Below are 6,650 nucleotides of genomic sequence, written 5' to 3'. Positions count from 1 at the left end.
TGCGTGCAGGACAGCGTCACCACATCGGTGCGCCGGCCGTCCCGCTCGACGAAGCAGGGCGCGATCTCGGCGGCGATGGCGCCATCCTCCACCCGCTCGCCCCTCAAGGCGGCCTCGGCCAGAGCGGCGAGCCCCGTCGCGCCGACCAGCGTCACCTCGCAGCCGCCGGCATAGCTCTGGATGAGCCCGCGCGTGTAGTCCCGGGCCACGGTGCCCGGCGTCGCCAGCACCGAGATCAGCCCCGAGCGCGTCGCGGCGGCCGCCGGCTTGATCGCCGGCACGGTGCCGACGAAGGGAATGGCGAAGCGCGCCCGCAGCGCCGGCAGCACCAGCGTCGAGGCCGTGTTGCAGGCGATCACCACGAGATCGGGGTGATGGCATGCGACCAGCCGCTCCATCACGGCCAGCACGCGGGCGACGAGTGCCCCTTCTTCCAGCCGGCCATAGGGAAAGCCGGCATCGTCGGCGGCATAGACGATGTCGGCGCCGCGGCAGGCCTCGGTCACGCGGGCCAGCACGGTCAGCCCGCCCAGCCCTGAATCGAAGACGAGGATGGTGGGCACCGGCCGCGCCAGCACGGCGGGACGATGCGTGGTTCCGGCCAGAAGATCGACCTGCATGCGCGAGCGGCCCGGGAGCGTGACGAAGGCGGCGATTCCGCCAGAGCCCGGTTAAGGGACCGTCAAGAAAGCGGAGACGGCGCGCGTTCAATTTAGTTGACTCAGTCCATTATTTGAGACGAGGTGAGCGACGGAGGGTGTCACCATGTCGGATCTCGAAAGCGCCGTCGCGGCACTGCGCCGCTTCAACCGCTTCCACACCCGCCTCGTCGGCGCTCTCGGCGGCAGCCTGCTCGGCTCGGGTTTCACCCTGACCGAAGCGCGCGTGCTCTACGAACTCGCCCGGCGCGACGGCTGGCGCGCGGGCGACCTGGCGAAGGAGCTCGGTCTCGACCCCGCCTATCTCTCGCGCATCCTGAAGCGCTTCGCCGCGGCAGGCTGGCTGCTGCGCGAGCGCTCGGCCGCCGATGGGCGGGCCCTGACCTTGCGCCTGAGCGAGGCCGGACACGCCGTCTTCCACCCTCTCGAAGAGGCCTCGCAGGCGGAAGCCGCGGAGCGGCTGTGCGCGCTCGACGAGCCGGCGCGCACCCGGCTCGTGACGGCGCTGACCGAAGCCGAGACCCTGCTCTCGGGCGTCTCGAATCCCGCGGCCGCGCCCGTCATCCGCCCTCACCGCCCCGGCGACATCGGCTGGGTGATCTCGGCCCATGGCCGAATCTATGCCGAAGATTATGGCTGGGACATCGCATTCGAGGCCTTCGTCGCCGAGATCGCGGCGCGCTTCCTCCGCGATTTCCGCCCCGGCCTCGAGCAAGGGCTGATCGCCGAGCGCGACGGGCAGATCCTCGGCTCGGCCTTCGTGATGCGCGAGAGCGACGAGACCGCGAAGCTGCGCATGGTCATCGTCGACCGGCCGGGACGCGGGCTCGGGCTCGGCAAGGCATTGGTGCGCGAGGCTATTCGCTTCACGCGGGCGGCCGGCTATGCCCGCCTGCAACTCTGGACCAACGACATCCTGCATGCGGCCCGCGCGATCTACATCGCCGAAGGCTTCAAGCTGATCGCACAGGAGACGCACCACTCCTTCGGGCAGGACCTCGTCGGGCAGAACTGGGAGCTGGTGCTTTAACGAGTAACAGCCCTCATCCTGAGGAGCGATCGAAGATCGCGTCTCGAAGGATGCTCCAGGTGGTTCGGAGCCTGCTGGACCATCCTTCGAGACGCCGCGTGCCGCCGCTCCTCAGGATGAGGGCTGAACTGTCCAGCAGCTACGCCTCTGCCCGCCTCAGGCCTTGATCCGCGCTACGGCCGCAGCCGCCGCGCGTCCCGCCAGCGTCGCCCCGCCGACGGTCATGGCGCCGCCGCCGGCCGTGGCCTCGCCGGCGATGAAGAGCCGGCCGCCGATCGGCTCGGCCAGTTGTTCGCGCGCCGCCTCGCGCCCCGGCAGGCAGACCGAATAGGAGCCGCGTGAGAACGGATCGGTCCACCAGGCGGGGAAGGAGATGCCCGTCACTGCCTTGCGGATATCGGAGCCGATCATCGACGAGAGCAGCGTCGTCAGATGGTCGCGCGCCGCCTCGGGCCCCGCGGCAGAGAGTTCGCGCGCATGATCGCCGCCGCAGAAGGCGACAATCAGGTCCTTGCCTTCGGGGAACAGGTCGAAATTCATCAGCCGCTTCGGCGAGCCGGCCTCTAGGAAGCTCGTACCCGGGGTAATGCCGAAACGCTCGCCCTCGACCTTCAGCGCGATCTTGGTCAGCGCCCCCATGCCGATGCCGTCGAGCGCGTCGCGGGTGCGGGCCGGCAGCGCGGGCGTGAAGCGGATCGATCCGGCCTTGAGCACGCCGACGGGCACCGTGATGATGCAGGCCTGCGCCCGTAGCGTGCCGGAAGGCGTCGTCACGCTCACGCCCGGCCCGTCCCAGCGGATCTCGCTCACCGGCTGGCTGAGCCGGATGTCGAGCCCGGCCCCGTGCCGCGCGACGAGGTGGCCATAGCCCGAGGGTACGACCAGATCCTCGCCCGCCCAGAGCCGCTGATAGTCACGCGCCGAGATGCGCTCGGATTCTTCGCCGATCGAGAGCAGCAGCCCGGAAGACGCGATCGGCGCCAGGTCCGGCCCGAGATCGCCGAGCAGGTCGCGGATCGAGACATCACGCTTCGTCAGATCGACCGTCTCCAGCCGCCGGTCGATCTGGCCGAAGGCGCCGCGCCGCCGCTGGCGGTCGGCCTCGGCCATCGGCTGCCCGCCGGCGAAGACGCGAAATCCGCCTCCCCAGGATTCGTCGGAGGTCGCGACGCCGAGATCGCGGGCGATCTGGACCCAGGGGTTGCGCTCGGCCCAGTGGATGAACATCGCGCCGGCGTCGTAAGGCGTGCCTAGCGCGGTATCGGTGAAGGCTCGTCCTCCGACGCGGTCGCGCGCCTCGAGGACGATCGCGCGACGACCGGCGGCCCGGAGCTCATGCGCGGCGGCGATCCCGGCCGCCCCTGCTCCGATGACGATCACATCGGCCTCGGCCGCATGGCCGTTCACCGGCAGCGCCAGCGACGCCGCCATCGCAGCAGATCCTGTCAACATGGTCCGGCGGTCGAGCATGGCGGGAGAGCGTTCCGAATTCAGCCGCTCATGTTGGGAGCCTGCCGCCGCGTTGCAACAGGAAGATGTCGGCGCCGTCGTCCGGATCGTTCACGAGATCGGGAGCCCACAGCGCGCCTCGACGCCCATGCGCACCGCTTCTTTAGAACAATGTAAAACCAAGATTTCATTGGAGCGATTGCACGAATGTGTCTTCGTGGCATCGGGTTATGTTCTTTGCATGGCGAATGATTGACAGTCTTCGACTCCCTCAATAACCGATGAGAGCCTTATCGAACGTATAAGGCCTTGTTTATATTCATTTTAAACTCTGTGACGCGGCGGCCTTCGGCCGTTTGCGGCGGCAAGGGCGGGTCAAGGCGATGGGGATGCATTCAGGCGGGTTGCGCGAGGGCGTGGCGCTGGGAACTCTGGTGGTGATGCTGCTGGCGACGCCGGCGCTGGCGCAGCAACAAGCGCGCAGCCGCACAGCGCCGCCCGCCGCGGCGGCGGAAGCTCCGGTCGTGCTCGACCAGATCACCGTCGAGGGCGCCGCCCCGGGCCAGGCGCTGGTCGCCGGCCCGACCACGACGCGCACGACTCGCGAGCAACTCGACCGCCAGCAGGTCCAGAGCCTGAGCGAGCTTGCGACCCGCGTCGAGGCCGGCATCACCTTCAACCGCCAGAACAACAGCCTCAACATCCGCGGTCTCGATGGCGCGCGCGTGCTGACGACGGTGGACGGCATCCGCCAGCCCTTCCTGATCGATACCCGCCTGAACCGCGGCGGCACCACCGCCTTCGACTTCGACTCGCTCTCGACGCTCGACCTGCTGCGCGGCCCCAGCGGCGGCAGCACGATCGGCGCCGGCTCGCTCGGCGGCGTTCTGGCCGTCCGCACGCTCGATCCCGAGGAAATCATCCGCAACGGCCGCAATTATGGCGCCCTCGCCAAGACCGGCTTCGACAGCACCGACAAGGCCGTCTTCGGCAGCGTCGCCGCCGCGGCGCGCTTCAACAACACCTGGGCCCTGATCCAGGGTGGCTTCCGCAACGGCCACGAGACCGACAGCGGCGGCACCGTCAAGACGATCGGCGCCGCCCGCACCGCGCCGAACCCGCGCGATTTCGACCAGTACAGCTTCCTCGCCAAGCTCTATCAGTATTCACCCGACCAGGCGCATCGCTTCGGCCTGACCGCCGAGACCTTCAAGCGCTCGGACCGGATCTACAACCGCGACAACTCCGTCTCGCTCACCGGCAACTATCGCCCCGGCGCCTACCGCACCGGCGAGGACGTCCAGCGCGACCGCGTCTCGCTGAGCTACGACTACAAGATGCCGGGCTCCTTCTTCGACGAGGCCCATGCCGTCGCCTATTGGCAGCGGCTGAAGCGCAACGACCTGACCAACGGCTATCGCTACACCAGCATCGTCGGCCTCTACGCCCGCGACAACCAGAACGAGGAAGAGGCCTACGGCTTCAACGGCCACGTCATCAAGAGCTTCAACACCGGGATGCTGACGCACAAGGTCATCGCCGGCACCGAATTGCGCATGTCGAGCCTGGAGCAGTACAGCGCCGGCTCCGACGCCTGCCCCGCGCGGCCCGCCTCGGGCATCTACACGGGCGCCTTCACGACCTGCAACAACATCCCCACCAACCAGGCCGAGCAGCCCAAGGTCGACGGGCGTCTCGCCGGCTTCTACATCCAGGACGAGATCGGCCTGCTCGATAACCGCCTGCGCATCACGCCGGGCCTGCGCTACGACTGGTATGAGGAGAAGCCGCAATACACGCCGGCCTATTCGAACGGCGCCTCGCGCCCGACCGGCCTGCCCGCCGCGTCGAGCGACTCGGCCTGGTCGCCGCGGATCCGGCTCGAATACGAGGTGCTGAAGAACACGCCCTGGTTCAAGGACATCACCATCTTCGCGCAATGGGCCAAGACCTTCCGCGCCCCGACCGCCAATGAACTCTATGGCCGCTTCGGCTCGCCGACGACCTATCTGCGCACCGGCAATCCGGATCTGCGGCCCGAGATCGGCAACGGCATCGATGTCGGCTTCCGCTTCGGCGACAAGGCCTTCGGCGGCTCGCTGACCTATTTCCACACCAATTACCGCAACTTCATCGACACCTATCAGGTCCAGGCCGCCGGCGTCGGCGGGCTCTACTTCCAGGGCGGCATCACCGGCTTCCGCAATGTCACGCGCGCCGAGATCCAGGGCGTCGAGGCCAACATGCAATACGCCTTCGCGCCGAACTGGCTGGTGCGGGGCTCCTTCGCCTACACCCGCGGCCAGAACAAGGACGACAACACCTTCCTGAACTCGATCCCGCCGGTGCAGGGCATCGTTGCCGTCGCCTATGGCACCGATCGCTGGGGCGCCGAGGTCTCGGCCAAGCTCGCCGGCAAGCGTGACGACGTCTCGACCTCGGGCACCGATACGGGCTTCAAGGCCCCGGGCTACGCGATCTTCAACGCCACCGCCTGGTGGAAGCCGCTGCCGGAGATCGCCGACCTCGAACTGCAGGTCGGCGTCTACAACATCTTCGACCGCAAGTACTGGGATGCGGTCAACGTGCCGCTCTCGCGGCCCCAGGCGCGCGACTACTACACCGAGCCCGGCCGCACGGTGAAGGCGACGATGAAGTACCAGTTCTGACGCGCCTGCGGATTCGAGACCCGGGACACGTCGCCGGCCGGCCCTTCGGGGCCGGCCGTTGTCGATTGGATCACAGTTGAGTTAGGTGTAGAATGCAAGCTGGTCGAGTGTGAGCAGCGCTTGCAGCGCCCGAATTTGAGTGTAGCTGTCCGCGTCGGCGTGACCATGACCTACCGCGTGCCGCGAGCTAGCTTTACCTGATCGGGAAAGTGGATCAAAATTTGCAAACGCATGAGATTTTAGATAGACGGCAAATACTTCAGGAAACAATAAAGTATCAGGTTGGCCGGCCTTCTGCGCGGCAGAATCAACCGCAAATTGCAGCAATTTATCTAGTTTGACGCTTTTTCCATGATTTTTCATGTATGCATCACGTAATATACCTTCAATTTCGGTAAGAACGATTTTTAAGACCGCAATCGCGTCGCCAGCTGCGAAGTTGTTTAGCGCTGAGCGCAGAAGCCGTTCCTTGCCCGCGAAATGAGGCTTGGCCATCCAACGCGCGAACATCGCTTCAACGCGCTGCGTGTCAAACGCAGCGAGCAGTTTCTCTTCTGCTTCTTCAAGGTCAAACCCAGCTTCGCACTGGGTTACGAGTCCGCGAAATTCCCTGCCGAGAATTTCGACAAACGGAAACCAACCGGCTTCGATGAGTCGTCCAAATACGTACTCGTCGGCAATGGCGTCGTACAAGTCGCGATATCTGAGACGGCGGTAGAGGGTCCCTAGCACTACTTTGGCAGATTTTTAGGAATGAGCCAGCATCGACAATGCGGACATCGCGTTGGAGGCGGCCGTTTGAGCTTGGTGATGATGGCTGCCCGGATCGTTGGCAGGGTTGGC

5 protein-coding genes are annotated in these 6,650 nt (G+C 66.4%); 2 read left to right on the top strand and 3 right to left on the bottom strand.

From position 1 onward, the window contains the following. A partial coding sequence (locus Q8M82_RS17950) for an aspartate/glutamate racemase family protein (RefSeq protein ID WP_305692678.1) occupies positions 1 to 620 on the bottom strand: 620 nt, incomplete at its 3' end. A 145-nt stretch (positions 621 to 765) separates the two neighbouring features. Here Q8M82_RS17950 and Q8M82_RS17945 point away from each other — a divergent pair. Beyond that, on the top strand, positions 766 to 1,689 hold the full coding sequence (locus tag Q8M82_RS17945; protein ID WP_305692677.1) for a bifunctional helix-turn-helix transcriptional regulator/GNAT family N-acetyltransferase: 924 nt from the start codon (positions 766 to 768) through the stop codon (positions 1,687 to 1,689). 156 nt (positions 1,690 to 1,845) lie between these two features. Here Q8M82_RS17945 and Q8M82_RS17940 read toward each other — a convergent pair whose 3' ends face one another. After that, the gene (locus tag Q8M82_RS17940) at positions 1,846 to 3,120 is read right to left on the bottom strand and encodes a flavin monoamine oxidase family protein (protein WP_305692676.1); all 1,275 of its coding nucleotides are present in this window, start codon (positions 3,118 to 3,120) and stop codon (positions 1,846 to 1,848) included. Positions 3,121 to 3,521: 401 nt separating this feature from the next. On the opposite strand from Q8M82_RS17940, the gene Q8M82_RS17935 reads away from it, so the two are divergent. Next, positions 3,522 to 5,807 (top strand): TonB-dependent hemoglobin/transferrin/lactoferrin family receptor, encoded by a 2,286-nt coding sequence (locus tag Q8M82_RS17935; RefSeq protein WP_305692675.1) that lies wholly within the window; start codon positions 3,522 to 3,524, stop codon positions 5,805 to 5,807. A gap of 81 nt (positions 5,808 to 5,888) precedes the next feature. On the opposite strand, the gene Q8M82_RS17930 is transcribed toward Q8M82_RS17935, so the two are convergent. Beyond that, positions 5,889 to 6,500: a hypothetical protein gene (locus Q8M82_RS17930; RefSeq protein ID WP_305692674.1), complete on the bottom strand. Its 612-nt coding sequence runs from the start codon at positions 6,498 to 6,500 to the stop codon at positions 5,889 to 5,891. Positions 6,501 to 6,650: the final 150 nt, after the last annotated feature.

Source organism: Allobosea sp., from assembly GCF_030694325.1.
Taxonomy (GTDB): domain Bacteria; phylum Pseudomonadota; class Alphaproteobacteria; order Rhizobiales; family Beijerinckiaceae; genus Allobosea.
The sequence above is the reverse complement of the archived record's forward strand: the minus strand, read 5'-3'. Positions and strand labels throughout refer to the sequence as shown.